Raw genomic sequence first — 22,979 nt, 5'->3', positions numbered from 1 at the left:
TTACAACACCCCGATGCCGCGCAGGATGATTTGCTTGACGCTGGCCTTGGCCGCATTCCATTGCGCCTCGGACAGCGGCTTGCCGCCGTTCAGCGTTTCGATCTGATGGCCGAAATCGGCATAGTGCTGCGTCGTGGCCCAAAGCATGTAAAGCAGGTGCTGCGGATCGACGGGGGCCATCCTGCCCTCGTCGATCCAGCGCTGGATCAGCGCGGCCCGTCCCGCCGTCCAGTCGCGCAGCGTGGTTTCCAGATAATCCTGAATGACCGGCGCCCCGTGCATCACCTCGGATGCCCAGACTTTCGAGCCGTCCGGGTGGCGGCGGGAAATATCCATCTTGGCGTCGATATAGGCGCCGATGCCTTCCGCCGGGGTTTCGGCGCCATCCATGCTGTCGGCGGCATGCAGCCAGATTTCAAAGATATTACCGACGACGCGGCGGTAAAGCTCTTCCTTGGTTGCGAAATAATAGTGCAGATTGGCCTTCGGCAGCCCTGCAACATCGGCGATCAACTGCATGGTCGCGCCGCCAAATCCTGCCTCTGCAAAGACTTTTTCCGCTGCCTGAAGAATGAGCGTTTCATTCATCGCGCGGATCTCGTTGCGGCGCATCGGGCGGGGCGTTTCGTTCATCGGGCCTCGGATCGCAGGGGGCTGGCGGGGAACTGAGATTTTCGTTGACCGGATAGTCAGCTTCTATAGCCTGCAATCTGACCATACGGTCAGGAAGAGATTCGCCGCAAGCCCGCAACAGACGGGCGGCACACAGGGAGAGCAAGCTGATGCCAGCACCCGGAGAGAACCTTCGCATCAATTCGGCGCGGCTGTGGGACAGCCTCATGGAAATGGCGCTGATCGGCCCCGGCGTTGCGGGGGGCTGCAATCGCCAGACGCTGACCGACGCCGATGGTGAGGGCCGCCATCTGTTCAAACGCTGGTGCGAGGCGGCGGGCATGACCATGGGCGTCGATACCATGGGCAACATGTTCGCCTCGCGCCCCGGCACCGACCCCGACGCGCTGCCGGTCTATATGGGCAGCCATCTGGATACGCAGCCGACGGGCGGCAAATATGACGGCGTGCTGGGTGTTCTGGGCGCGCTGGAGGTGGTGCGGACGATCAATGACATGGGGCTGAAGACCCGGCACCCGATCGTTGTGACCAACTGGACGAATGAGGAAGGCGCGCGGTTCGCCCCCGCCATGCTGGCCTCGGGCGTGTTCGCGGGCATCCATACGCAAGACTACGCCTATGACCGCACCGACCCCGAGGGCAAACGCTTTGGCGACGAACTGGCCCGCATCGGCTGGGTCGGGGATGAGGTCGTCGGCGCGCGCAAGATGAAGGCGATGTTCGAACTGCATATCGAACAGGGGCCGATCCTTGAGGCGGAAGGAAAAAGCATCGGCGTCGTCACCCATGGGCAGGGGCTTTGGTGGCTGGAAATCACCCTGACCGGCAAGGATGCGCATACCGGATCCACCCCCATGGCCATGCGGGTGAATGCGGGCCTCGGCATGGCGCGGATCACCGAGCGCGTGCATCAGATCGCCATGAGCCACCAGCCCAATGCCGTGGGGGCGGTCGGGCAGGTCTTCGTGCATCCGAACTCGCGCAACGTGATCCCCGGCAAGGTGGTGTTTACTGTGGATATCCGTAGCCCCGAACAGGCCAAGCTGGACGCCATGCGCGCCGAGGTGGAGCGCGCGGCCCATGCGGTTGCGGCAGAGCTGGGCCTTGGGTGCAGCATCGAGCCGGTCGGCCATTTCGACCCGGTGACCTTTGACCCCGAACTGGTGGGCATCGTGCGGGCGAGTGCGGAAAAGCTGGGCTACACCCACATGGACATCGTTTCGGGCGCCGGGCATGACGCCTGCTGGATCAACCGCGTGGCGCCGACCACCATGGTCATGTGCCCCTGTGTGGACGGGTTGAGCCATAACGAGGCCGAGGAGATCAGCCCGGAATGGGCGGCAGCGGGCACCGATGTGCTGCTGCATGCGGTGTTGCAGGTGGCCGAAGTCGTCGAGTGACGGAAAGGCCGGGGGCGCTGCCCCCGGACCCCCGGAGTATTTGGACAAGAAGCAAAAGCGGATCGGGAGAGAGCGGCATGGCATCGACGGTGATCAAGGGCGGGACGGTTGTCACGGCGGATCTGTCCTATGAGGCGGATGTGCTGGTCGAGGGGGGCGTGATCACTGCGATCGGTGCGGGGCTGACCGGCGACACGGTGCTGGACGCCTCGGGCTGTTACATCATACCGGGCGGAATCGATCCGCATACCCATCTGGAAATGCCTTTCATGGGCACCTATTCCGCCGATGATTTTGAAAGTGGCACACGGGCGGCGCTGGCGGGTGGCACCACGATGGTGGTGGATTTCGTGCTGCCGGGGCAGGGCCAGGGGCTGATGGATGCCGCGCAGATGTGGCACAACAAATCGGGCCGGGCGAATTGCGATTACTCCTATCACATGGCGATCACCTGGTGGGGTGAGAAGGTCTGGGAGGGGATGGAGGACAGCGTGAAGGCGGGCATCACCTCCTTCAAGCATTTCATGGCCTACAAGGGCGCCCTTATGGTGAATGATGACGAGTTGTTCGCGTCGTTCCGCCGGGTGGGCGATCTGGGCGGCCTCGCCATGGTCCATGCCGAGAACGGCGATGTGGTGGCCGAACTGACCGCGAAGCTGCTGGCTGAGGGCAATTCCGGCCCCGAGGCGCATGCCTATTCCCGCCCGCCGCAGGTGGAGGGCGAGGCGACCAATCGCGCCATCATGATCGCCGATATGGCGGGGGTGCCGCTTTATGTGGTGCATACCTCTTGCGAGGAGGCACATGAGGCGATCCGCCGGGCACGGCAGGCCGGCAAAAGGGTCTGGGGCGAGCCGCTGATCCAGCATCTGACGCTTGATGAGAGCGAATATTTCAACCCCGACTGGGACCATGCCGCGCGGCGCGTCATGTCGCCGCCCTTCCGCAACAAGGCGCATCAGGCGAGCCTTTGGGCAGGGTTGCAGGCGGGCAGCCTGTCCTGCGTGGCGACAGACCATTGTGCCTTCACGACCGAGCAGAAACGGTTCGGGGTGGGGGATTTTTCCAAAATCCCGAATGGCACCGGCGGGCTGGAAGACCGGCTGCCGATGCTCTGGACCCACGGTGTGAACACGGGGCGGCTGACTCCGAACGAGTTTGTTGCGGTGACCTCGACCAATATCGCCAAGATCCTGAACCTTTACCCGAAGAAGGGCGCGGTTCTGGTTGGTGCCGACGCCGATCTGGTGGTCTGGGACCCGGCGAAAGAAAAGGTGATCTCGGCGGGCAGCCAGCAGTCGAGCATTGATTACAACGTGTTCGAGGGGCAGGCTGTGAAGGGTCTGCCGCGGTTCACCCTGTCGCGCGGCAAGGTCGTGGTGCATGACGGTGAGATGCGGACCGAGGAAGGCCATGGCCAGTTCGTTGGTCGCGCGCCGCGCCCGGCGGTGAACCGGGCGCTGAGTGCATGGAAAGAACTGACCGCGCCGCGGCCGGTTCAGCGCTCCGGCGTCCCTGCGACGGGAGTTTGAGGCAGCACCGGCGCTGGTGGCGGGGGCGGGGCGAAAGTCAGGACCGGAGGGGCGAAGAAATACTCCTCCAGATCCTCCTCCGTCGGGGCGAAGGCGAGTGTTGTGATCATGGTATCCTCCCTGAATGTCCGAACATGCGGGGAATCGGTAAACGGAATATGAACCGGCCCGAGGCGGCCGGATGCGGGGATGGATGAAGGACAGGGCAGAGAACGCGGGGCCGGTTGTCGAGGCACGGGGGCTGGATCTGGTGTTCCAGACGGCCGACGGGCCGGTGCAGGCCTTGAAGGATGTGAACCTGACCATCGACAAGGGCGATTTCGTCAGCTTCATCGGTCCCTCGGGCTGTGGCAAGACCACCTTCCTGCGCTGCATCGCGGCGCTGGAGCATCCCACCGGGGGCAGCCTGACCGTGAACGGCATGACACCGGACGAGGCGCGTCGCAAGCGCGCCTATGGCTATGTGTTTCAGGCGGCGGGGCTTTACCCCTGGCGCACCATCGCGGGCAATATCCGCCTGCCGCTGGAGATCATGGGATTTGCGCGGGACGAACAGGATCGGCGCGTGAAGGACGTGCTGCAACTGGTTGATCTGGAAGGATTTGGAGGCAAATTCCCCTGGCAGCTTTCCGGCGGCATGCAGCAGCGCGCCAGCATCGCCCGCGCGCTGGCCTTCGATGCCGACATCCTGTTGATGGACGAGCCTTTCGGTGCGCTGGACGAAATCGTGCGCGACCGGCTGAACGAGGAATTGCTGAAGCTTTGGGCGCGGACCGGCAAGACCATCGGTTTCGTCACCCATTCCATCCCGGAGGCGGTCTATCTGTCGACGAAGATCGTGGTGATGAGCCCGCGTCCGGGGCGGATCACCGATGTGATCGAAAGCTCGCTGCCGAAGGAGCGGCCACTGGACATCCGCGACAGCCGCGCATTCATCGAGATCGCCCATCGCGTGCGCGAGGGGCTCAGGGCGGGGCATGGCGATGAGATGTGAGGGCGCGAAAGGCAGGGGGGCTGTCTGCCCCCCTCTTGCGCCTGCGGCGCAATTCACCCCCCGAGGATATTTTTCGACAGAAAATGAGCGGGGCGGGCATGCTGCGTAGTCTGGTCCCGGTTCTGACCGTTGTCGCGGCGATTGTCGGCTTGTGGTATCTGGCGGCGATCTGGATGAATGCGACCTGGGTTTACGATCAGGCCGCGCGCGAGGGGCGCGAGGTGATGCTGGTCGATCTGGTGACCGAGACACTGCATCAGGAGCGTCCGGTGCTGCCTGCGCCGCATCAGGTGGCCAAGGGGCTGTATGACGGATTCTTCGGGCAGAAGGTGACGTCGAAACGCAGTCTGGTCTATCATGGCTGGGTCACGCTGTCGGCGACGCTGCTGGGCTTTGTGATGGGGTCCGGTCTGGGTATCCTGCTGGCGGTGGGGATCGTCTATAACCGGGCGATGGACATGAGTGTCATGCCCTGGGCCATCGCCAGCCAGACCATCCCGATCCTTGCCATCGCGCCGATGATCATTGTCGTCCTGAACAGCATGGGGGTGCAGGGGATCGTGCCGAAGGCGATCATCTCGGCCTATCTGTCGTTCTTCCCGGTGGTGGTGGGTATGGTGAAGGGGCTGCGCGCGCCTGACGGGATGCAACTGGACCTGCTGCGCACCTATAATGCCAGCGCGGTGCAGACCTTCGCCAAGCTGCGGCTGCCGTCCTCGATGCCCTATCTGTTCGCCTCGCTGAAGGTGGGGGTGGCGGCTTCGCTGGTCGGCACCATTGTCGGCGAATTGCCGACCGGGGCGGTGGCGGGGCTTGGCTCGCGGCTCTTGAGCGGGTCGTATTACGGGCAGACGGTGCAGATCTGGGCGGCGCTGTTCGCGGCGGCGCTGCTGGCGGCGTCTCTGGTGGCGATCATCGGGCTGGCGGAGCGGGTGGTGTTGCAACGCATGGGGCTGGTGCGATGAAGGGGCTGGCGATCATGGCCGCCGTCGCGGCGGCGGGGTTTGTGGCCGACTGGCGGCTTGGGCTGGTGCTGGCGGTGTGGTTCGGTGCATGGACGCTGAACGCCGGTCTGGCCGAAGGGCGCGGCCCCTGGGTGCGGCGGGTCGTTCCGCTGATCTTTGGCATCACACTGCTGGCGCTGTGGGAAATGACGGTGGATCTGTTCGAGGTGAACCCGGTGATCCTGCCCGCGCCCTCGGCGATCTGGGTGCAGCTGATTGACAGCATTCCGGTGCTCTGGGCCGATTTCGTGCAGACTTTCGTAAAGGGCGCGTTAAGCGGCTATGTGCTGGGCTGCGGCGCGGCCATCGGCACGGCGATCCTGATCGACCGCTCGCCCTTCTTGCAACGCGGCTTGCTGCCGGTCGGCAATTTCGTCGCCGCCCTTCCCATTGTCGGCATCGCGCCGATCATGGTCATGTGGTTCGGCTTTGACTGGCATTCCAAGGCGGCGGTCGTGGTGGTCATGGTGTTCTTCCCCGTGCTGGTGAACATGGTCGCGGGGCTGAAGGCGACCGAGCCGATGCAGCGCGATCTGATGGCGACCTACAGCGCAAGCTACTGGCAGACGCTGCTGAAGCTGCGCCTGCCTGCCGCCTTGCCCTTCCTGTTCAACGGGTTGAAGATTGCCACCACACTCGCGTTGATCGGGGCCATCGTTGCCGAATTTTTCGGCAGCCCCATCGTCGGCATGGGGTTCCGCATCACGGCAGAGATCGGGCGGCTTGGCCTGCCGATGATCTGGGCCGAGATTGCGGTGGCGGCTTTGGCGGGATCGGCCTTCTACGGCTTGGTCGCGCTGATCGAGAAACGGATGACCTTCTGGCATCCGTCGCAGAGACGACAGTGAAAAAACGGGAAAACCGGCAACATGGAGGTTTGACTATGAAATATCTGATGACGAGTGCGGCGGCGCTGGCCTTCATGGCGGGTGCGGTTCAGGCCGAGGATGTGACGCTGCAATTGAAATGGGTCACGCAGGCGCAGTTCGCTGGCTATTATGTCGCCAAGGACAAGGGGTTCTACGACGAGGAAGGGCTGAACGTCACCATCCTGCCCGGTGGCCCGGATGTCGCGCCGACGCAGGTGATTGCAGGCGGCGGTGCCGATGTGGTGGTGGACTGGATGCCCTCGGCCCTTGCCGCGCGCGAGAAGGGGCTGCCGCTGGTCAATATCGCCCAGCCGTTCAAATCCTCGGGCATGATGCTGACCTGCCTGAAGGAATCGGGCGTGGCGACCCCGGCCGATTTCAAGGGCAAGACGCTGGGGGTCTGGTTCGGCGGCAATGAATATCCGTTCCTGAACTGGATGAACAAGCTGGGGCTGAAGACCGACGGCACGGATGTCACGGTGCTGAAACAGGGCTTCAACGTCGATCCGCTGCTTCAGAAGCAGGCCGCCTGCATCTCGACCATGACCTATAATGAATATTGGCAGGTGATCGACGCGGGCGTGAAGCCCGAGGATCTTGTGACCTTCAAATATGAGGACGAGGGCGTCGCCACGCTGGAGGACGGGCTTTATGTGCTGGAGGATAACCTCAAGGACGCAGCCTTCGACGAGAAGATGGTGAAATTCGTCCGCGCCTCGATGAAGGGCTGGAAATACGCCGAGGCGAATCCGGACGAAGCCGCGATGATCGTGCTGGAGAATGACGAGACCGGCGCCCAGACCGAAAGCCACCAGAAGCGCATGATGGGCGAGGTGGCGAAGCTGACCGCAGGGTCGAACGGCGCGCTGGACGAGGCCGATTATACCCGCACGGTCGAGGCGCTGATGTCGGGCGGCTCCGATCCGGTGATCACCAAGGCCCCCGAAGGCGCCTGGACGCATCAGATCACCGACAAGGCGCTGCAATAAGGGCGGAAGGGCGCGCGGATTTCCGCGCGCCTTTTCTCCAATGCAGCCGGTGCTTGAAACGAGGCGCCGAAAGTGATATTTTCAACTGGCTAAGCTTCTTCTCTCGACCTTCTGTTTCCTTATGGCTTCAGTGGATCCGACGACGACACTGAGCCGGGCCGCCGCACTCCGCGGGCGGCAAACACAAGGAGACACACGATGGCCAACGGCACCGTGAAATGGTTCAACAGCACCAAAGGTTATGGCTTCATTGCCCCCGAGGGCAGCTCGCGCGACGTGTTCGTGCACATCTCGGCGCTGGAGCGTTCGGGCATCCGCCAACTGAATGACGGTCAGGCGGTGACCTTCGACATCGAAAAAGGCCGCGACGGCCGCGAATCGGCGACCAACATCGCCATCGCCTGATCGCACTTTCCGATCAAGACAGGGGCGGTGCCAACTGGCACCGCCCTTTGTTTTTTCGCGCCTTTGTAAAGTTTACAATTCAATGTAAATTGGCGGCGGAGGTGACCCATGCCGCTGAGTGCCCTGACCGGAAGCCGTGTGCGCGAACGCCGTCTGGCGCTGGGGCTGCGTCAGGCCGATGTTGCGAAAGCCGCCGGAATTTCCGCGGCTTATCTGAACCTCATCGAACATGGCCGCCGCCGGGTGACGGGGGATGTGCTGGTGCGGCTGGCCTCGGTTCTGGGCATCGAGGCGGCTGAACTGGAGCAGGGCAGCGAGGGCGCGCTGGCCGAAATTTTGCGGGCCGCCGCCACGGCCGAGCCGGAAGCCGCCGCCGAGCTGGAGCGGATCGAGGAATTCATCGGCCGCTATCCCGGCTGGGCGCGTCTGGCCGGGGGCTTGCAGCGCCGCATCGGGCAACTGGAACAGGCGGTCGCGGCGCTGAATGACCGTATTGCCCATGACCCGCACCTGAGCCTGTCGCTGCACGAGGTCTTGTCGGCCGTCAGTTCCGTGCGATCGACCGCAGCGATTCTGGCCGAGACGGAAGATATCGAACCCGAATGGCGCGCGCGCTTCCATGCCAACCTGCACCATGACAGCGAAAGACTGGCCACCGGGGCCGAGGCGCTGGTGGCCTATCTGGACGGATCGGACCGGGCCGAGACGCCAGGTGCGGTTTCGCCGCAAGAGGAGTTTGACGACTGGCTGGCCGCGCGGGGCTGGCATCTGCCGGAACTGGAACAGCCGGGGGGCGAGGTTGATCTGTCGCCGCTGGCCTCGGCCGCAGCGCGCGCGTTGGCGGCGGTCTGGGTGGCACGGATGCGGGCCGACGTGGTGGCGTTGCCGCTCAACCGGCTGGAAAGCGCACTGGCTGAATGCGGCCCTGACCCTGTGCTGATCGGCGCGCGCAGCGGGGCGGGTGTGCTGGTGGCGATGCGGCGGCTTGCGCTGCGCCTTGGCTCGGGCCTCGGGCTGGTGATTGCCGATGCGGCAGGGGCGCTGGTGTTTCGCAAACCCGTGCCGGGCTTCGTGCCTCCGCGCTTTGGCGCGGCCTGTGCGCTTTGGCCACTCTTCGAGGCGCTGGCCCGTCCCATGCTGCCCGTTCTGGCCGAGATCGAGATGGCGGGCCGCCGCCGCGCGCGTTTCGCAGCCCGTGCCTGGGGCGAGGCGAGCTGGCCTGCGGGCTTCGGTGGGGCCGAGGTGCGGCAAGCGGCCATGTTGCTGTCGCCCGTGCCCGATGCAACCGGCCCCGTGCGCCGGGTGGGCGCCACTTGCCGCATCTGCCCCGAACCCGCCTGCCCGGCGCGGCGCGAGGCACCCATCGTCAGCGAGGCTACCGGATTGCGTGGCTGACCTGTTCGAAAGTCATAGCCGCTTTCCCGTCGCCGCTTTTGACACGGCGCGGATTTCCGCCGATAGTCGGTTTCAGGCGCGGGGAGGCGCCAGCGCGACCGGGGGAGGTGCCGTGAGCCATCACGCCATGCTGATCGAGGACGAGCCCAATATCGCCGAGGCGATCCGCTTCCTGCTGAACCGCGATGGCTGGCAGGTGACCACACTGGGGGATGGCGGCGTGGCCGAGGCCGAGGTGCGCGCGCGAAGGCCGGATCTGGTGATCCTTGATCTGATGTTGCCGGGACGGTCGGGGCTGGAAATCCTGCAAGCGTTGCGGGCCGATCCGGCGACGGCGGCGCTGCCGGTGATGATGCTGACCGCCAAGGGCCAGGGCCGCGACCGCGAGGCGGCGGAACGCGCTGGCGCCAACCTCTTCATGGCGAAACCTTTCTCAAATACCGAATTCGTGGCGGCGGCCCGGTCGCTTCTGGGCACGGGATGAGACCGCGCGGCCCGGTCTTTCTGGCGCGGCGCAGCTATCGCCAGCGCCGGATGCGCGATGCGGCGCGGCTTCTGCCGGTGGCGGGGGCCTTCCTGTTTCTGCTGCCGATCCTCTGGGCCCCTGCGGAAACCGAGGCGCGGGATACCGCCATTGATGGCGCCTATCTGTTTGTCGTCTGGTTCGTGCTCATCGTGACGGCGGCGCTGATGGCGCGCGGTCTGGGCAGGCAGGAGCAGGAAACAGGGGCCGAGACGGAGGGGCGCGGCTGATGCCCTTCAACCTGCTGGTTCTGGCCTGTCTGACCTATGTGATCTTCCTGTTCCTCGTGGCTTTCATGGCCGAACGGCGGGCCGAGCATGGCCGGGCGCGCTGGCTGCGGTCTCCTGTCGTCTATACGCTGTCGCTCAGCATCTATTGCACGGCCTGGACGTTTTATGGCGCTGTCGGCTATGCGGCGCGGTCCGGGCTGGAATATCTGACGATCTACCTTGGCCCGACGCTGGTTTTCGTCGGCTGGTGGTGGATCTTGCGCAAACTGGTGCGGATCGGCCGGGCCGAACGCGTGACATCCATCGCCGATATGATTTCCAGCCGTTATGGCAAGTCGAACGCGCTGGGGGTGATTGTCACCATGATCTGCGTGGTCGCGGCCACGCCCTATATCGCGCTGCAACTGCAATCCGTGACGCTCAGCTTCGGGGTTTTCGCGCAGCCCGGCACCTATGCGTGGATGATCCCCGACACCAATTCCACTGCGCTGTGGGTTGCGGGGGGGCTGGCGCTGTTCACCATCCTGTTCGGCACCCGCAACCTTGACGCCAACGAACAGCACACCGGCGTCGTCGCCGCCATCGCGGTAGAGGCGGTGGTGAAGCTGGTTGCCTTGATAACGGTCGGTATTTTCGTCGTCTGGTTCGTGGCCGATGGGCCGTCCGACATCGCCAGCCGCATCAATGCCTCGGCCATTGCCGACTGGGATCTGCTGCCCTCCCGCTGGGCCGGGCTGACCTTCCTGTCGGCAGCTGCCGTCATCACCCTGCCGCGCATGTTTCAGGTGCTGGTGGTGGAAAACAGCGACGAGAGGTTTCTTGGCACCGCAAGCTGGGCCTTCCCGCTGTATCTGCTGGCGATGAGCCTGTTTGTCGTGCCCATCGCCGTGGTGGGTCTGGGCCTTCTGCCGGTGGGGGCGAATCCCGATCTGTTCGTGCTGACCGTGCCATTGAGCCAGGGGCAGGGCGGGCTTGCGATGCTGGCCTTCCTTGGCGGCTTTTCCTCGGCCACCTCCATGGTGATCGTCGCTTCCATCGCGCTGGCGACCATGGTGTCGAACCATATCGTCATGCCGCTCTGGCTGCACCTGCGTCCGGCCAAGGCGGTGTCCGGCGATGTGCGACGGCTGGTCTTGATGTCGCGGCGGTTTTCCATCGCGGCAGTGCTGGGGCTTGGCTACCTGTATTTCGCGCTGTCTGGCGGATCGGCGGCGCTGGCCGCCATCGGGCTGATATCCTTCGTTGGTGTGGCGCAGATGCTGCCCGCCATGCTGGGCGGCATCTTCTGGCGCGGTGCCACCCGGATCGGCGCGGCGGCGGGGCTGTTGATCGGCTTTGTAGTCTGGGCCTATACGCTGTTCCTGCCCAGCTTCGGCCCCGGCGCCATCCTGCCGCTGGATATGTTTCTGAACGGTCCTTTCGGCATCGGCTGGCTGCGCCCCCGCGCGTTGTTCGGGGTAGAGGGAATGGACCCGCTGATCCATGCCCTGTTCTGGAGCCTGTCTTTCAACACCGCTGCCTTCACCATCGGCTCGCTTCTCAGCTTTCCGACGCCGATCGAGCGGGCGCAGGGTCTGGCCTTCGTCTATGTCTTCGATACCGAACGCGCGGAACTGCGTGGCTGGGGCGACGGGCTGGCAGAGCCGGAGTCGCTGCTGATCATGGCGCAGCGCATTCTGGGCGACGAACCGGCGCTGACCTTCTTCGAAGAACAGGCGCGTGCACAGGGCAAGGCCGGCTATCTGCCCGACCCGTCCCCCGCCTTCCTTGCCGCGCTGGAGCGGCAGTTGGCGGGTTCGGTCGGCGCGGCGGCGGCCCATGCGATGATTTCCGAACTCGCGGGGCGCGCGCGCGTCACGGTGGATGATCTGATGCGGGTGGCCGATGAAACCGCGCAGATCATGGAATATTCCAGCCAGCTCGAATCGCAGCGCGCCGAACTGGAACGCACGGCCCGGCAGTTGCGCGAGGTGAATGAAAAGCTGACCCAGCTTTCGGTGCAGAAAGATGCCTTCCTCAGCCAGATCAGCCATGAACTGCGCACGCCGATGACCTCGATCCGCGCGTTTTCCGAAATCATGATGGAGGGCGGCATGCCCGAAGGCATGTCCGAGAAATACGCGGGCATCATCCATGAAGAAGCGATCCGCCTGACCCGGTTGCTGGATGACCTGCTGGATCTGAGCGTGCTGGAAAACGGCACTGTGCAGCTTGACCTGAAGCTGGCCAATTTGTCGGAGCTACTGGACCGTTCGCTGCGCGCCGCCGCCCAGACCCGGCCGGAGCGTGAATTCCTCATTCACCGCGACCTGCCCGCCGAGGCGATCTTCCTGCGCACCGATCCCGACCGTCTGACGCAGGTGTTCATCAACCTGATCTCGAACAGCCGCAAATATTGCGACGCCACGCGCCCCGAGTTGCGAATCGCGGTGCGGCAACGTGGCGGTCGGGTTCTGGTGGATTTCATCGACAATGGCTCGGGCATCCCGAAGGACAAGCAGGCGCTGATCTTCGAGAAATTCGCCCGGCTGACCGACCAGACCCGTGCGGGCGGCGCGGGCCTCGGCCTTGCGATCTGCCGCGAGGTTATGGCCAATCTGGGCGGCACGATCACCTACCTGCCGGGCCAGGGCGGGGCGGCCTTCCGCGTGTCGATGCCGCTGCGTCTGGAAAAACCGCCATTGGCTGAAGCTGCGTAACCCTTTGGTAAGCCTCTGCTGCGAGGGTAGGGGAAGGATTTTCGGGGAACGGCAGTGGATCAAGGGGTTATCAGGCGCAAGCTCGCAGGGGCACAGGCGGCCCGTCTGCCCGATGGCGGGGTGGAACGTGCCTTGCCCCTGGCGCTGGCGCGCGCGGCGCGTGAAGGGCCGGGCTGTGACGTGATGATCAGCGGGCTTACCGCGCATCGGTATTCGCTGGCCGAACTGCTGGAACTGCCCCCCGATCTGGCGCTGATCGCGCTGCTGGAAGGCCCACGCGAAGCGACGGGGGTGATGATCCTTGATCCGGGGTTGCTGGCCGCCCTGATCGAGGTGCAGACGCTGGGCCATGTCGCGCCGCTGGCCGCCGATCCGCGCCGCCCCACCCGCACCGATGCCGCCATGGTGGCCGATTGGGTGGATGCCGTTCTGGCCGCGCTGGAAGAGGCGCTGCTGGCGGAGGAGGATCTGGTCTGGACCGACGGGTATCGCTATGCCTCCTACCTTGATGAAGTGCGACCACTGGCCCTGATGCTGGAGGATGCGCCCTTCAAGGTACTGGCCTGCGAATTGCAGTTCACGCCGGGCCGGATGGGGCGGGTGATCCTCGCCCTGCCAGCCGAAGGTCATGGCCGCCGCCCGCAGCGCAAGGCGCCAATGCCCACGCCCGACCCGATGGCGGGGCCAGGGTTCTCGGCCGCACTGGCGGATCGGCTGGCAGAGGCTGAGGCGGTGGTGCAGGCGGTTCTGTGCCGTGTGACCGTGCCGCTGGCCGAGGTTTTGCAACTCGGGTCCGGCGCAGTGCTGCCATTGCCCGGTGCCCAGATAGACCATATCCGGCTGGAAGGCAGCGATGGGCAGACGGTCGGGCAGGGGCGTCTTGGCCAGAATTGCGGTATGCGGGCAGTTCGGCTGACCGTGCCAGCCGAAGATCAGGTCGCGCGGCCAATGGCTTCAGCTGTGCAGGTGCCAGCCATGGCACCGGCCCTGCCGCTGACCGGGACGGGATGAGGATGACAGGCATCCTCGCCATTCTCTGGCTGGTTCTGCCCGTCATGCCCGGCCCCGAAAGGCCGGGGCGGCTTTGCGCGAACCGATCAGGCGTTTTCCAGCGTCGGGCGCAGCCATTCAAGCGAATAGCCGAACCGCGCCGGAATCCCGATCAGATCATCTGTGGACAGGCGCCCGGCATGGGCAAGCGCCCAGACCACCGACGAACGATTGCCCGAGGCACAATAGGCAAAGACTGGCCCACTGGCGCCATCAATCGCCGCGCGTTGTGTGATCACATTCTCTTCGGTGATCGCGCCGCCGATCACCGGATTGGCGATGAACTGCAACCCCAGCGCCTCGGCCGCCGCGCGCATTTCCGTGGTATGCAGATCCGAAGGAATTTCGGCGTCGGGGCGGTTGTCGATGACCGTCACATAACCTGCCGCCTTGATCGCGGGCAGGTCAGCGGGGCTGATCTGCGGCGAAACGGCATAGGTCGGGGTCAGGGCACGGATATCCATAGGCGGTCCTCAGTCGGTGGTGGCGGGCCGAAACAGCACCGCACGAATGGCAGGCGCGACGACCATACCCGAGACCATCGCCAGAAAGAAGAGCGCTCCGCCCCAACCGCCCAGCGCGAAAGAGGCCAGTGCCGGGCCGGGGCAAAGCCCCGCCAGACCCCAGCCCGCGCCGAACAGGACAGACCCCCAGATCAGCGGCCCGTCCAGCCGTGGCGCGGTGCGTGCCGGGATCGGATCGCCGAACAGCGAGATCCCGCGCTTTTCCGCGATGCGCCAGACAAAGAACATCGGCAGCACCGCGCCCCCAAGAACGAAGGCAAGCGTCGGATCCCAGTCCCCGAAGAAATCCAGCCAACCCTGCACCTTGGTCGTGTCGATCATTCCCGACACCAGCAAACCCGAGCCGAACAGGCCGCCGGCCAGAAAGGCCACGACCTCGCGCGGCTCGGGCATTCCGGGAAGACGTGCCATTCAGATCACCCCCAGAACATGCCGGAACAGATAGACGGTGACCGCCCCGCCCAGCAGGTAAAAGCCGGTTGCGGCAAGGCCGCGCGGCGCCAGCCGCGAAATTCCGCAGACCCCGTGCCCCGAGGTGCAGCCATTGGCCAGCCGTGTGCCGATCCCGACCAGCAAACCCGCAGCCACGATGATCAGCGGGTTGGCTGTGATATGGGTATCGACCACCCGGTAAAGCGGCACCAGCAGCGGCGGCACAGCCAGCACGCCGAACAGGAAGGCCAGCCGTTCCACCATACTGTCGCGGCCGGTCCCATCCACCAGCCCGCCCAGTATCCCCGAGGCACCCATGATGCGTCCGTTGACCAGCAGATACAGCCCCGCCGCACCGCCAATCATGAGACCGCCGACGAGGCCCCAGATCCAATCCATTGGTATCATTGCAACTCCCTGTTCGGATCGGGGAGGCGGCTGCACGTCGCGGTGCGCCCGCCTCCGATTGTCGGACGGGTCTTACAGCCCGTTCACCGGCACTTTCAGATAGCTGACACCGTTCTCTTCCGCCTCGGGCATCTGACCTGCGCGCATATTCACCTGAAGCGAGGGGATGATCAGCCGCGGCATCGCCAGCGTCGCGTCGCGCGTGGTGCGCATCTTCACGAAATCCTCGCGGCTTTTTCCGGCACCGACGTGGATGTTCAGCGCCTTCTGCGCGCCAACCGTGCTTTCCCAGGCATAATCGTCACGCCCCGGCGCCTTGTAGTCGTGGCCGACGAAGATGCGGGTCTCATCGGGCAGGCTGAGGATCTTCTGCACCGAATCAAACATGACCTCGGCGGAGCCGCCGGGGAAATCGCAGCGGGCAGTGCCGAAATCCGGCATGAACAGCGTGTCACCCACGAAGGCCGCATCGCCGATCACATAGGTCAGGCAGGCAGGCGTATGGCCGGGCGTATGCAGCACCTCGCCGCGCAGCTGACCGATCATGAAGGTGTCGCCCTCAACGAACAGCCTGTCGAACTGCGACCCGTCCCGTTGAAACCGTGTGCCCTCGTTGAAGATCTTGCCGAAGGTTTCCTGCACCACGGTGATGCGGTCGCCGATGCCGATCTTGCCGCCCAGCGCCTCCTGAATATAGGGGGCGGCCGAAAGGTGGTCGGCATGCACATGGGTTTCCAGAACCCATTGCAGATCAAGCCCCTGATCCCGGACAAAGGCGATCACCGCATCGGCCGACCGCGTATCGGTGCGGCCCGAGGCGTAGTCGAAATCCAGAACGCTGTCGATCACGGCGCAGGCCCGGCCCTCGGGCTCTTGCACGACATAGGTGATCGTATTGGTCGCCTCGTCGAAGAAGGCATGCACTTTGGGTTGCATCGGTGTGGTCATCGGGTGGCCCTTTCCATCGCTTGCCAGGAGGATATAGCGTGAGCATGACGTATTGCAAGATTTGAATGTGATTTGGCTTGACCTGAGTCAAGGCAGGCGGCGGGCCGCCGGGGCAGATTTGTTCCACGCGAAGAGGAGGAAGGCCATGACCCCCATCACCACACGCAAGGCCCAGCTTGAACGACGCCTGTCGCAGTTGCAGGATCGTCTTTCCGCCATCGAGACCGAGCTTGACAGCCATGACGCCCGCGACTGGGAGGAAATGGCGACAGAGCGTGAGGGCGACGAGGTGCTGGAGGGGATGGGCCTGTCCGGCCAGCAGGAAATCCGCATGATCGAGGCCGCGCTTCAGCGGATCGAGGCCGGGGAATATGGCTTTTGCGTGAAATGCGGCGCCGAAATCGGACAGGAGCGGCTGGATGTTGTGCCGTTCACGCCGTTCTGCCGCGAATGCGCCGTGTGACGATGGAGGAGAGAGCGATGACCGACAAGCAGCAGGAACGCGCAGAGCAGCAGGGGCTGATGGGTCTCTTTGCCGAAATGCAGGCCCTGATCGGGGTATTGCCCGCGGCAATGATGCCGCTTGCCCCGATCACACCGAAAACGGCCGCCGAACGGGCGGCCGAGGATGCCGAGATCGAGGCCGGTTTCGACAATATGCCGGTCTGACGCCGCAGTCCCGAAGGGAAAGGGCGGGCGATCCGTCGCCCAAAACGGCGGCAAAGGCTTGGTCTGACAGCAAAACCGGGCGTGGCGGGATTGCCAATCGCCCGGTTTGGCGTCTTACTGCCCCTATGTGCAAGGGGGCGGGCATGGCGGAAAACGGGCATCCGGTGCGGCTGGAACATCGGGATACGGTTGCGGTTCTGGTGTTGGATTCTGCCCCGGTCAATGCCTTGGGCAAGGGGCTGCGCGCCGCGATCCTTGCCGCTTTGACCAAGGCCGAGGCCGATCCGGCGATCACCGCAATCGTCATCCGGGCCGAAGGGCGCAGCTTCCCGGTCGGCGCCGATATTTCCGAGTTCGGCCAGCCGCCCGCCGACCCGGCCCTGCCTGATCTTTGCGACCGCATCGAAGCTTGCACCAAGCCGGTCGTCGCGGCGATCCATGGCACGGCGCTGGGGGGCGGGCTGGAACTGGCGCTTGCCGCGCATGCGCGGGTGGCGCTGGCTTCGGCGCGGGTCGGGTTCCCCGAGGTGACACTGGGTATCCTGCCGGGCGCGGGGGGGACGCAGCGGCTGCCGCGCCTGATCGGTGCCGAACATGCGCTGCGCCTTATGCTGGGTGGCAAGCCGGTGCAGGCGGCCGAGGCGCTGGCGCTGGGGCTGTTGGACGAGGTAGTCGAGGACGGGCTGGAGGCAGCGGCGCTGCGCCGCGCGCAGGCGATGGCGGGTCAGCCCTTTCTGCGCAGCAGTGACAGGACCGACGGGCTGCGCGACGGGATCGCCTTCCATCGCGCCATCGCGTCGGCACGAACCAAGGTAGAGCGGGGGCGTCTACCCGCACCTGCCCGCATCGTGGATTGTGTCGAGGCGGCGCAACTGTTGCCCTTCGACATGGGGCAGGCATTCGAACGCGCGGCCTTCGACGATCTGGTCGGCACGCCGGAGGCGCAGGCGCTGCGTCATGCCTTCTTCGCCGAACGCGGGGCGCAGCGGCTGCCGGTCGGGACTGTCAGCCCTCCGGCGCCGCGTCGCATCGGGATCTTCGGGGCCCGCACCGCCGATCTGGCGCTGCCCGCCTTGATGGCCGGGCTGGAGGTGGTGCTGGTCGATCCCAACCGCCCCCGGCTGGTCGAGGCGCTGGAACGGATTGCCACCGCGCAGGAACGGCAGGTGACCGAAGGGCATATGCAGCCTGCGGCCCGCGATGCGCAATGGGCGCGGCTGACGCCTGCCTTGGGGGCTGCGGCGCTGGAGGGGTGCGAGCTGGTCCTGCTGGGCGAGGCGGGCTTTCTGGCCGAGGCGGTCGAGGCCACGATGCCGGGCACCACGCTGGCGCTGATCGGTCGGGCCGATCTGGCGGCGGATGCTGCACGCATGGCCGATATTCTGGGCTTCCGTCCGGCGGGAGGGCGGCTGATCGAGGTCGTCGCGGGGCCGCAGACCTCGGGGGCTGCTCAGGCGCGTGCCATTGCGCTGGCCCGCCGTCTGGGGATGGAGGCGCTGCGTTGCGCCGCGCCGGGCGGCATCGGCGCCCGCGTCATGGCCAAGGGGCGCGCGGCGGTGGCCTATCTGATTGCGCAGGGTGAGACACCTGCGGCACTGGCGGGGGCGCTGCTGGATTACGGGTTGAAATCGCTGGTGCCGGATGCGCCGGAACAGCCGGCCGCCGCTGTCGTCCCGCGTCTTTCCGGTCGTGTTCTGGGCGCCATGGCGAACGAGGGCGCGCGACTTCTGGGCGAGGGGCTGGTGGCACGTCCGTCAGATGTGGATTTCGCGCTGATGGCGGGCAACGGCTTTGCGCGCTGGCAGGGGGGGCCAATGTTCTGGGCTGACCGGCGTGGCCCGATCCTGTTGCGCCACGATCTGCAAGGCTGGGCGGAAGAACGCCCCGACCTGTGGTCCCCCGCGCCTCTGATCGAGGATCTGGGCGCGCGCGGCGGTCACTTCGCGGATCTGAACCGCTGAGCTGGCGGATCAGGTCAGCAGGATGCCGGTGACTACCAACATGAGCCCGATGGCCGAAACGCCAAGCGCACCCATGTTCATCACCACGACGCGCTGAAGCCGGACGCGCAGTTCCTCGTCATTGGCCGAGGTGCTGCGTGCCTTCACGGCCAGCAGGATGCACCAGATCAGCCCTCCGATTCCGGCAAGCGATACGGCGGCCCCGAGCAGGATCAGCAGTTGCATCGTGTTATCCCCTTCGTCTGTCGTGCCTGTCGTTCCCTTCTGTGCCCTTGCCGGGGGCGGGAATCTGTGCAGGCTGGCCGCAGGCCAAGTTCCGGCCTAACCGAAGCGGCGGGGCGCTGGCAAGTCTGCAATAGCATTACGGGAGGTGCGGGAATGACGGAAATGGTGACGGTCGAGCGGATCGAGGCGGCACGGGCGGCCATGTCCGACCTGCCGGAAGCGGGGCTGGACCTGCTATTCCGCGCAGCGCAGACCCATCACGGCTGGCAGGACCGTCCCGTTCCGGCGCAGTTGCTGGAACAGGTGCTTGATCTGGCGAAGATGGGGCCGACCGCCTTCAACCAGCAACCGCTGCGGGTGATCTTCGTCACCACGCCCGAGGGCAAGGCCCGGCTGTCCCCGGCAATGAGCCGGGGCAACCATGACAAGACCATGGCAGCGCCCGCGACGGCGATCCTGTGCTACGATCTGGAATTCTGGCGGAACCTGCCCGAACTTTGGCCGCAGGCCGATGTGCAGGGATATTACAACAAGTCCCTTGATGCGGCGCGGGAAAGCGCGCAGCGCAACGGCACATTGCAGGCGGGCTATTTCCTGATCGCGGCGCGGGCTTTGGGGCTGGATTGCGGGCCGATGTCGGGCTTTGACAAGGCGAAGGTGGCCGATGCCTTTCTGCAGGGGCGGCCGTGGGAGGTGAATTTCCTGATGAACCTTGGCTATGGCCTGCCGGAAAAGGTGAACCCCCGCGCCCCCCGGCTGCCTTTTGCCCGCATGGCCGAGATCGTCTGACGCTGCGCTTGATCCGCCCCCGCACGGGCGCTAGGGAAGGCGGGGCCGCGATCCCGCGCAAGAGGAAGAGCAAGATGAGCCAACAAGACGCCTATGAGGTAACCGCCGACGAACTGCGTCAGTTCGTCGAACGGATCGAGCATCTGGAGCAGGAAAAGAAGGACATCGCCGAACAGATCAAGGAAGTCTATGCCGAGGCCAAGGGCCGGGGCTATGACACCAAGGCGCTGCGGTCGATCATTTCCATGCGCAAGAAAGACAAGGATCAACTGGCAGAGGAAGAGGCCGTGCTGGAGATCTACAAGCAGGCTCTGGGTATGCAGTGATGACCGGCCCCGCCTGTCGGGCGGGGCAGTCTTACCGCGACGGGGGCGCATCCCGTGGCAGGCGCCAGACCTGACCGGCAGTCAGCGTCATCCAGTCGCCCGCCGTGCCATCAGGCCAGATCACCCGCACTTCGGCCTCTGACGCGGTGCCAAGGCCGAAATGGCGCGGGCCAAGCTGTCCACCGCCATGGCCGCCGCCCACAGTGATTTCCTGCCTTTGGGTTTTGCCTTCGGTCCGCACTTCCACCCAGCCATTCACCGCGTCGCGGTTCGGTGCGGGCTGTTCGGGGCGCAGCGCGATCCACGTGCCGGGCGCCCCGGTGCCGGTGTTACGCCAGATCTCGACCGGGGCGTTGCGGTTCACCACCACCAGATCCAGCCAGCCGTCGCCATCCAGATCGGTGACGGCACCGCCACGCGCCACCTTCATCGACGCCACACCCGCCTCGGCCCCGGCCTCGTAAAACGTGCCGTCGGCACGTTGCAACAGCAGGTTGTTCGGGTCGTCCGCCGCGAAATCCGGCATGGCAGAGACATTGCCCTTGGCAACGAACAGATCGGCGCGGCCATCGTTGTTCACATCGGCAAACTCGGGGTGCCAGGCGGTCGAGGGCCGCACATCGCCGCCGGTATAGGGCCGCTGGGCATGGGCACCGCGCGGGAAGGCATCGTCGCGGTAGCGCGGCAGAGCCTCCGGGCCGGGCTGTGCCAGCACCTGCAACTTGTTGTCGGCCATCGAGGTGAGGTAAAACTCCGGGTAGCCGTCGCCATCCAGATCGGACCCGGCGATGCCCATGCCCCAGATGCGCAGTCGCTGCCAGCCCTCGTCCGGCGTATAAAGCCGGGGCGACGCGCCGGGGTCGAGATGCCAGAGCTGTTCCTGCCCGCCCTTGTAATATTCGCGGTCATTCGACACTCGCAGGCTGGGCCGTCCGCTGCGGTTCCAGTCGGTGAACAGCATCGACAGGCTGCAATAGGATGGCGTCAGCGCCAGCGGCGGGGCAAAGCCGGTGGCGGTGCCGCGATGCAGCCAGTTGTCGGTGCAGCTTCCCCAAGGGAAAGCCTCTTCCGCGCGGTCGATGTAATTGCCGATGGCGAGTGTGGGGAAGGCGCTGCCTGCCTCCCATGTGGCGGCGAAGGCAGTGGACCATGCGTCGCCCCCGTCGAAGCCCCAGAGCGCGTTGGCCGGTTCAAACCGACAATCGCCCAAGCCCCGCAACAGGTGATTTTCTCCGACGCGCAGCACTGCCAGATCGGTGATGCCGTCGCTGTCGATGTCGAGGGGCCAGGCTCCGGTCACACCGTCCAGCGCGGTTTCCGCACGATCCAGCGGGGTGAAGGCCAGCTTGCCGGGCGTGCTGTCATTGCGCCAGAGGCTCGCGGGGGTGGTGCCGCCTGCCATGAACAACTCGGGCCGCCCGTCGCCGGAACAGTCAAAAGCCGCGACGCCGCCGCCGACCATATATTGCCATTCGCCGGTGAAGCTGTGTTCCGGGCCGCCGATGAAGGCTTCGAACCGGGGCACAGCCGGGGTTTCGGCCTGTGCGGGCAGGGTGCCCAGAGTCAGCACCAACAGGGCGCGGGCGGTCATTGCCGCATCCTCAGCGCATTGGCGTGGCCTGCAATACAGGCGCCCTGTGCCAGCCCGCGCTCAATGGCGGCGCGGAAATGGATGCCGCCATAAAGGCGCGAGACCGCCGCTTCCTGCGCCGCCGCGCGGAAATCGGCGAAATGGCGGGCGGGCAGGCCGTCATCCTCATGCGTGCTGTCGTCGAAGGCGTGATCCTCCCCGAAGATTGCCGTCATCACCTCGGCCGCCGCGCCGGACAGGGTGCTGTGGCCCGACGGGTATTCGGGGAAGGGCGGGGTGATCAACTGCGGCTCCCACGTCGGGTCGATCACGCGGCGGATATAGGTGACGGGGCGCACCAGATCGAATTCGAACTTGCTGTGCCAGCAGCCGATGAAAGCATCTCCCATGCCGATGCCCAGCCGCGCCAGCGCCTCGGCCAGCCGGTCATCGGACAGATTGGCAGCCTCCGCCTGATCCAGCAGGATGGTCAGCCAGTGGCCGGGCGGGGTGGGCGACAGCATCGGATCGTCCGACCAGAAGCGCGCGATGGCCAATTGTTCGGGCGTCAGGCTGCGCGAGGTGTCGTAGACCTCCTGCGCCTCGGCATGGAAGGCCGATCCCGGCGCCTCGCTATAGGCGGGCGGTGCGGGCAGCGGGCAGGCATTGCCTTCCGGCATGGCGAAGGGACGGTTGCGGCCCCAGTCGGGCAGCAGGGGTTTCTGTTGCTGCACGATGGCCGACGTGGGCACCCAATGCGCGGGACCAGCGGTCAGCACATAGGTTTCGGGGAAACCCATATTCTCGACCTTCGCGCCGCCGTCGCTTTCGGACCAGGCGATGATGTGATCGGCGATGCGCTGCCCGGCGGCAAGGCTTTCAGCCACAAGCGTGGCGTCAGAACCTGCGCCCAGCCGTTCGGTCAGCCGCTTGTCCATTGCCGCCATGGCGCGCTGGCCGGTCGGGCCGGTATTGCCAAAGAAATAGGGCACGGCGCGGGCCATGGCACCCTGCATGGCGATGGCCGGGTCCAGCCCGGCGGACAATTCGGGCCGCGGCGACAGCCCGTTCAGCTGCCCGGCCAAAGTGTCGCCGCGGCCCGAGGTTGCGGCCTCCACTTCCCAGACCGTGACGCCCAGATAGCCGAAGGCGCGGGCGGCGACCGGCGGGGAATAGGTGGGCGTGTGGCGCACGAGTTCAAGGATCAGCCGATACCAGCCTGTCATCACCTCTGCTGCCGACACCTCGGCCGCGCGGGCTGACCCCGGCAATGCCAGACCTGCACAGAGCAGAAGAATGGCGACAAATCGCTGGAACATGGCGCTTCCCTCCCCGTTGGCGCTAACACGTTGTCGGGTGGGAGGGGGGAAAAGTCAAACCTTGTCTGTCGGGCCCTGTCTTGCG

At 65.5% G+C, this 22,979-nt stretch carries 25 protein-coding genes; 17 read left to right on the top strand and 8 right to left on the bottom strand.

What is annotated here, in order from left to right; genetic code table 11:
• Window positions 1-633, bottom strand: coding sequence for a TetR/AcrR family transcriptional regulator (locus D2N39_RS16835; protein WP_119135934.1), 633 nt, complete (start codon window positions 631-633; stop codon window positions 1-3).
• Between the two features lie 149 nt (window positions 634-782).
• Here D2N39_RS16835 and D2N39_RS16830 point away from each other — a divergent pair, with 149 nt between their 5' ends.
• From D2N39_RS16830 to D2N39_RS16775, 12 genes are all read left to right on the top strand, one after another.
• Window positions 783-2,033, top strand: coding sequence for a Zn-dependent hydrolase (locus tag D2N39_RS16830; RefSeq protein WP_119135933.1), 1,251 nt, complete (start codon window positions 783-785; stop codon window positions 2,031-2,033).
• 77 nt (window positions 2,034-2,110) lie between these two features.
• Complete coding sequence (gene hydA / locus D2N39_RS16825) at window positions 2,111-3,565, top strand: dihydropyrimidinase (protein ID WP_119135932.1); 1,455 nt, start codon at window positions 2,111-2,113, stop codon at window positions 3,563-3,565.
• Window positions 3,566-3,758: 193 nt separating this feature from the next.
• A complete protein-coding gene (locus D2N39_RS16820; protein ID WP_119135931.1) occupies window positions 3,759-4,559 on the top strand; it encodes an ABC transporter ATP-binding protein in 801 nt (266 codons plus the stop codon).
• A 101-nt stretch (window positions 4,560-4,660) separates the two neighbouring features.
• Window positions 4,661-5,524, top strand: a complete 864-nt coding sequence (locus D2N39_RS16815) for an ABC transporter permease (RefSeq protein WP_119135988.1) — start codon at window positions 4,661-4,663, stop codon at window positions 5,522-5,524.
• The gene (locus D2N39_RS16810) at window positions 5,521-6,411 is read left to right on the top strand and encodes an ABC transporter permease (protein ID WP_233557226.1); all 891 of its coding nucleotides are present in this window, start codon (window positions 5,521-5,523) and stop codon (window positions 6,409-6,411) included. Before D2N39_RS16815 ends, D2N39_RS16810 begins: the two co-directional genes overlap by 4 nt.
• Window positions 6,412-6,446: 35 nt before the next feature.
• Window positions 6,447-7,421 (top strand): ABC transporter substrate-binding protein, encoded by a 975-nt coding sequence (locus D2N39_RS16805; RefSeq protein ID WP_054301080.1) that lies wholly within the window; start codon window positions 6,447-6,449, stop codon window positions 7,419-7,421.
• A 198-nt stretch (window positions 7,422-7,619) separates the two neighbouring features.
• Window positions 7,620-7,826 (top strand): cold-shock protein, encoded by a 207-nt coding sequence (locus D2N39_RS16800; protein WP_119135930.1) that lies wholly within the window; start codon window positions 7,620-7,622, stop codon window positions 7,824-7,826.
• 108 nt (window positions 7,827-7,934) lie between these two features.
• The gene (locus D2N39_RS16795; protein WP_119135929.1) at window positions 7,935-9,221 is read left to right on the top strand and encodes an XRE family transcriptional regulator; all 1,287 of its coding nucleotides are present in this window, start codon (window positions 7,935-7,937) and stop codon (window positions 9,219-9,221) included.
• Window positions 9,222-9,333: 112 nt separating this feature from the next.
• On the top strand, window positions 9,334-9,705 hold the full coding sequence (locus D2N39_RS16790; RefSeq protein ID WP_119135986.1) for a response regulator transcription factor: 372 nt from the start codon (window positions 9,334-9,336) through the stop codon (window positions 9,703-9,705).
• Entirely contained in the window at window positions 9,702-9,974 is a 273-nt protein-coding gene (locus D2N39_RS16785; protein WP_119135928.1) for a hypothetical protein, read from the top strand. Before D2N39_RS16790 ends, D2N39_RS16785 begins: the two co-directional genes overlap by 4 nt.
• Entirely contained in the window at window positions 9,974-12,673 is a 2,700-nt protein-coding gene (locus D2N39_RS16780; RefSeq protein WP_119135927.1) for a sensor histidine kinase, read from the top strand. Before D2N39_RS16785 ends, D2N39_RS16780 begins: the two co-directional genes overlap by 1 nt.
• 54 nt (window positions 12,674-12,727) lie before the next feature.
• On the top strand, window positions 12,728-13,684 hold the full coding sequence (locus D2N39_RS16775; protein WP_119135926.1) for a FliM/FliN family flagellar motor switch protein: 957 nt from the start codon (window positions 12,728-12,730) through the stop codon (window positions 13,682-13,684).
• Window positions 13,685-13,770: 86 nt separating this feature from the next.
• Here D2N39_RS16775 and D2N39_RS16770 read toward each other — a convergent pair whose 3' ends face one another.
• The 4 genes from D2N39_RS16770 to D2N39_RS16755 form a co-directional block, all read right to left on the bottom strand.
• Window positions 13,771-14,187 (bottom strand): TIGR01244 family sulfur transferase, encoded by a 417-nt coding sequence (locus D2N39_RS16770; protein WP_119135925.1) that lies wholly within the window; start codon window positions 14,185-14,187, stop codon window positions 13,771-13,773.
• 9 nt (window positions 14,188-14,196) lie between these two features.
• On the bottom strand, window positions 14,197-14,658 hold the full coding sequence (locus D2N39_RS16765) for a DUF6691 family protein (protein ID WP_233557224.1): 462 nt from the start codon (window positions 14,656-14,658) through the stop codon (window positions 14,197-14,199).
• Window positions 14,659-15,084 (bottom strand): YeeE/YedE family protein, encoded by a 426-nt coding sequence (locus D2N39_RS16760; RefSeq protein ID WP_119135985.1) that lies wholly within the window; start codon window positions 15,082-15,084, stop codon window positions 14,659-14,661.
• 75 nt (window positions 15,085-15,159) lie between these two features.
• Window positions 15,160-16,023, bottom strand: a complete 864-nt coding sequence (locus tag D2N39_RS16755; protein ID WP_119135984.1) for an MBL fold metallo-hydrolase — start codon at window positions 16,021-16,023, stop codon at window positions 15,160-15,162.
• A gap of 157 nt (window positions 16,024-16,180) precedes the next feature.
• Here D2N39_RS16755 and D2N39_RS16750 point away from each other — a divergent pair, with 157 nt between their 5' ends.
• The 3 genes from D2N39_RS16750 (at window position 16,181) to D2N39_RS16745 (ending at window position 18,665) form a co-directional block, all read left to right on the top strand.
• On the top strand, window positions 16,181-16,498 hold the full coding sequence (locus D2N39_RS16750; protein WP_119135923.1) for a TraR/DksA family transcriptional regulator: 318 nt from the start codon (window positions 16,181-16,183) through the stop codon (window positions 16,496-16,498).
• 17 nt (window positions 16,499-16,515) lie between these two features.
• Window positions 16,516-16,704, top strand: coding sequence for a hypothetical protein (locus D2N39_RS22955; protein WP_158589859.1), 189 nt, complete (start codon window positions 16,516-16,518; stop codon window positions 16,702-16,704).
• Between the two features lie 143 nt (window positions 16,705-16,847).
• Window positions 16,848-18,665, top strand: a complete 1,818-nt coding sequence (locus tag D2N39_RS16745) for an enoyl-CoA hydratase-related protein (RefSeq protein WP_158589858.1) — start codon at window positions 16,848-16,850, stop codon at window positions 18,663-18,665.
• Window positions 18,666-18,674: 9 nt separating this feature from the next.
• Here the strand turns inward: D2N39_RS16745 and D2N39_RS16740 are convergent, their stop codons facing one another.
• Window positions 18,675-18,890 carry a hypothetical protein gene (locus D2N39_RS16740; protein ID WP_119135921.1) on the bottom strand — a complete coding sequence of 72 codons (216 nt, stop codon included), beginning with the start codon at window positions 18,888-18,890 and terminating at the stop codon, window positions 18,675-18,677.
• Window positions 18,891-19,043: 153 nt separating this feature from the next.
• Between D2N39_RS16740 and D2N39_RS16735 the strand changes: the two genes are divergently transcribed.
• A complete protein-coding gene (locus tag D2N39_RS16735) occupies window positions 19,044-19,679 on the top strand; it encodes a malonic semialdehyde reductase (protein ID WP_233557222.1) in 636 nt (211 codons plus the stop codon).
• A gap of 74 nt (window positions 19,680-19,753) precedes the next feature.
• Window positions 19,754-20,005: a DUF2312 domain-containing protein gene (locus D2N39_RS16730; protein ID WP_119135920.1), complete on the top strand. Its 252-nt coding sequence runs from the start codon at window positions 19,754-19,756 to the stop codon at window positions 20,003-20,005.
• Window positions 20,006-20,036: 31 nt separating this feature from the next.
• Here D2N39_RS16730 and D2N39_RS16725 read toward each other — a convergent pair whose 3' ends face one another.
• Entirely contained in the window at window positions 20,037-21,596 is a 1,560-nt protein-coding gene (locus tag D2N39_RS16725) for a CRTAC1 family protein (RefSeq protein ID WP_119135919.1), read from the bottom strand.
• Entirely contained in the window at window positions 21,593-22,894 is a 1,302-nt protein-coding gene (locus D2N39_RS16720) for a vanadium-dependent haloperoxidase (RefSeq protein WP_119135918.1), read from the bottom strand. Before D2N39_RS16720 ends, D2N39_RS16725 begins: the two co-directional genes overlap by 4 nt.
• Between the last annotated feature and the right edge of the window lie 85 nt (window positions 22,895-22,979).

Source organism: Gemmobacter lutimaris, from assembly GCF_003570715.1.
GTDB lineage: Bacteria > Pseudomonadota > Alphaproteobacteria > Rhodobacterales > Rhodobacteraceae > Gemmobacter > Gemmobacter lutimaris.
Note: the sequence above shows the minus strand (reverse complement) of the source record. Positions and strands in the feature narration are given on the sequence as shown.

Coding starts and splice junctions, on each gene's coding strand:
- D2N39_RS16835 (WP_119135934.1), bottom strand. CDS start 633: ATGAACGAAACGCCCCGCCCGATGCGCCGCAACGAGATCCGCGCGATG.
- D2N39_RS16830 (WP_119135933.1), top strand. CDS start 783: ATGCCAGCACCCGGAGAGAACCTTCGCATCAATTCGGCGCGGCTGTGG.
- hydA (WP_119135932.1), top strand. CDS start 2,111: ATGGCATCGACGGTGATCAAGGGCGGGACGGTTGTCACGGCGGATCTG.
- D2N39_RS16820 (WP_119135931.1), top strand. CDS start 3,759: ATGAAGGACAGGGCAGAGAACGCGGGGCCGGTTGTCGAGGCACGGGGG.
- D2N39_RS16810 (WP_233557226.1), top strand. CDS start 5,521: ATGAAGGGGCTGGCGATCATGGCCGCCGTCGCGGCGGCGGGGTTTGTG.
- D2N39_RS16805 (WP_054301080.1), top strand. CDS start 6,447: ATGAAATATCTGATGACGAGTGCGGCGGCGCTGGCCTTCATGGCGGGT.
- D2N39_RS16800 (WP_119135930.1), top strand. CDS start 7,620: ATGGCCAACGGCACCGTGAAATGGTTCAACAGCACCAAAGGTTATGGC.
- D2N39_RS16795 (WP_119135929.1), top strand. CDS start 7,935: ATGCCGCTGAGTGCCCTGACCGGAAGCCGTGTGCGCGAACGCCGTCTG.
- D2N39_RS16785 (WP_119135928.1), top strand. CDS start 9,702: ATGAGACCGCGCGGCCCGGTCTTTCTGGCGCGGCGCAGCTATCGCCAG.
- D2N39_RS16780 (WP_119135927.1), top strand. CDS start 9,974: ATGCCCTTCAACCTGCTGGTTCTGGCCTGTCTGACCTATGTGATCTTC.
- D2N39_RS16770 (WP_119135925.1), bottom strand. CDS start 14,187: ATGGATATCCGTGCCCTGACCCCGACCTATGCCGTTTCGCCGCAGATC.
- D2N39_RS16765 (WP_233557224.1), bottom strand. CDS start 14,658: ATGGCACGTCTTCCCGGAATGCCCGAGCCGCGCGAGGTCGTGGCCTTT.
- D2N39_RS16755 (WP_119135984.1), bottom strand. CDS start 16,023: ATGCAACCCAAAGTGCATGCCTTCTTCGACGAGGCGACCAATACGATC.
- D2N39_RS16750 (WP_119135923.1), top strand. CDS start 16,181: ATGACCCCCATCACCACACGCAAGGCCCAGCTTGAACGACGCCTGTCG.
- D2N39_RS22955 (WP_158589859.1), top strand. CDS start 16,516: ATGACCGACAAGCAGCAGGAACGCGCAGAGCAGCAGGGGCTGATGGGT.
- D2N39_RS16745 (WP_158589858.1), top strand. CDS start 16,848: ATGGCGGAAAACGGGCATCCGGTGCGGCTGGAACATCGGGATACGGTT.
- D2N39_RS16740 (WP_119135921.1), bottom strand. CDS start 18,890: ATGCAACTGCTGATCCTGCTCGGGGCCGCCGTATCGCTTGCCGGAATC.
- D2N39_RS16735 (WP_233557222.1), top strand. CDS start 19,044: ATGACGGAAATGGTGACGGTCGAGCGGATCGAGGCGGCACGGGCGGCC.
- D2N39_RS16730 (WP_119135920.1), top strand. CDS start 19,754: ATGAGCCAACAAGACGCCTATGAGGTAACCGCCGACGAACTGCGTCAG.
- D2N39_RS16725 (WP_119135919.1), bottom strand. CDS start 21,596: ATGACCGCCCGCGCCCTGTTGGTGCTGACTCTGGGCACCCTGCCCGCA.
- D2N39_RS16720 (WP_119135918.1), bottom strand. CDS start 22,894: ATGTTCCAGCGATTTGTCGCCATTCTTCTGCTCTGTGCAGGTCTGGCA.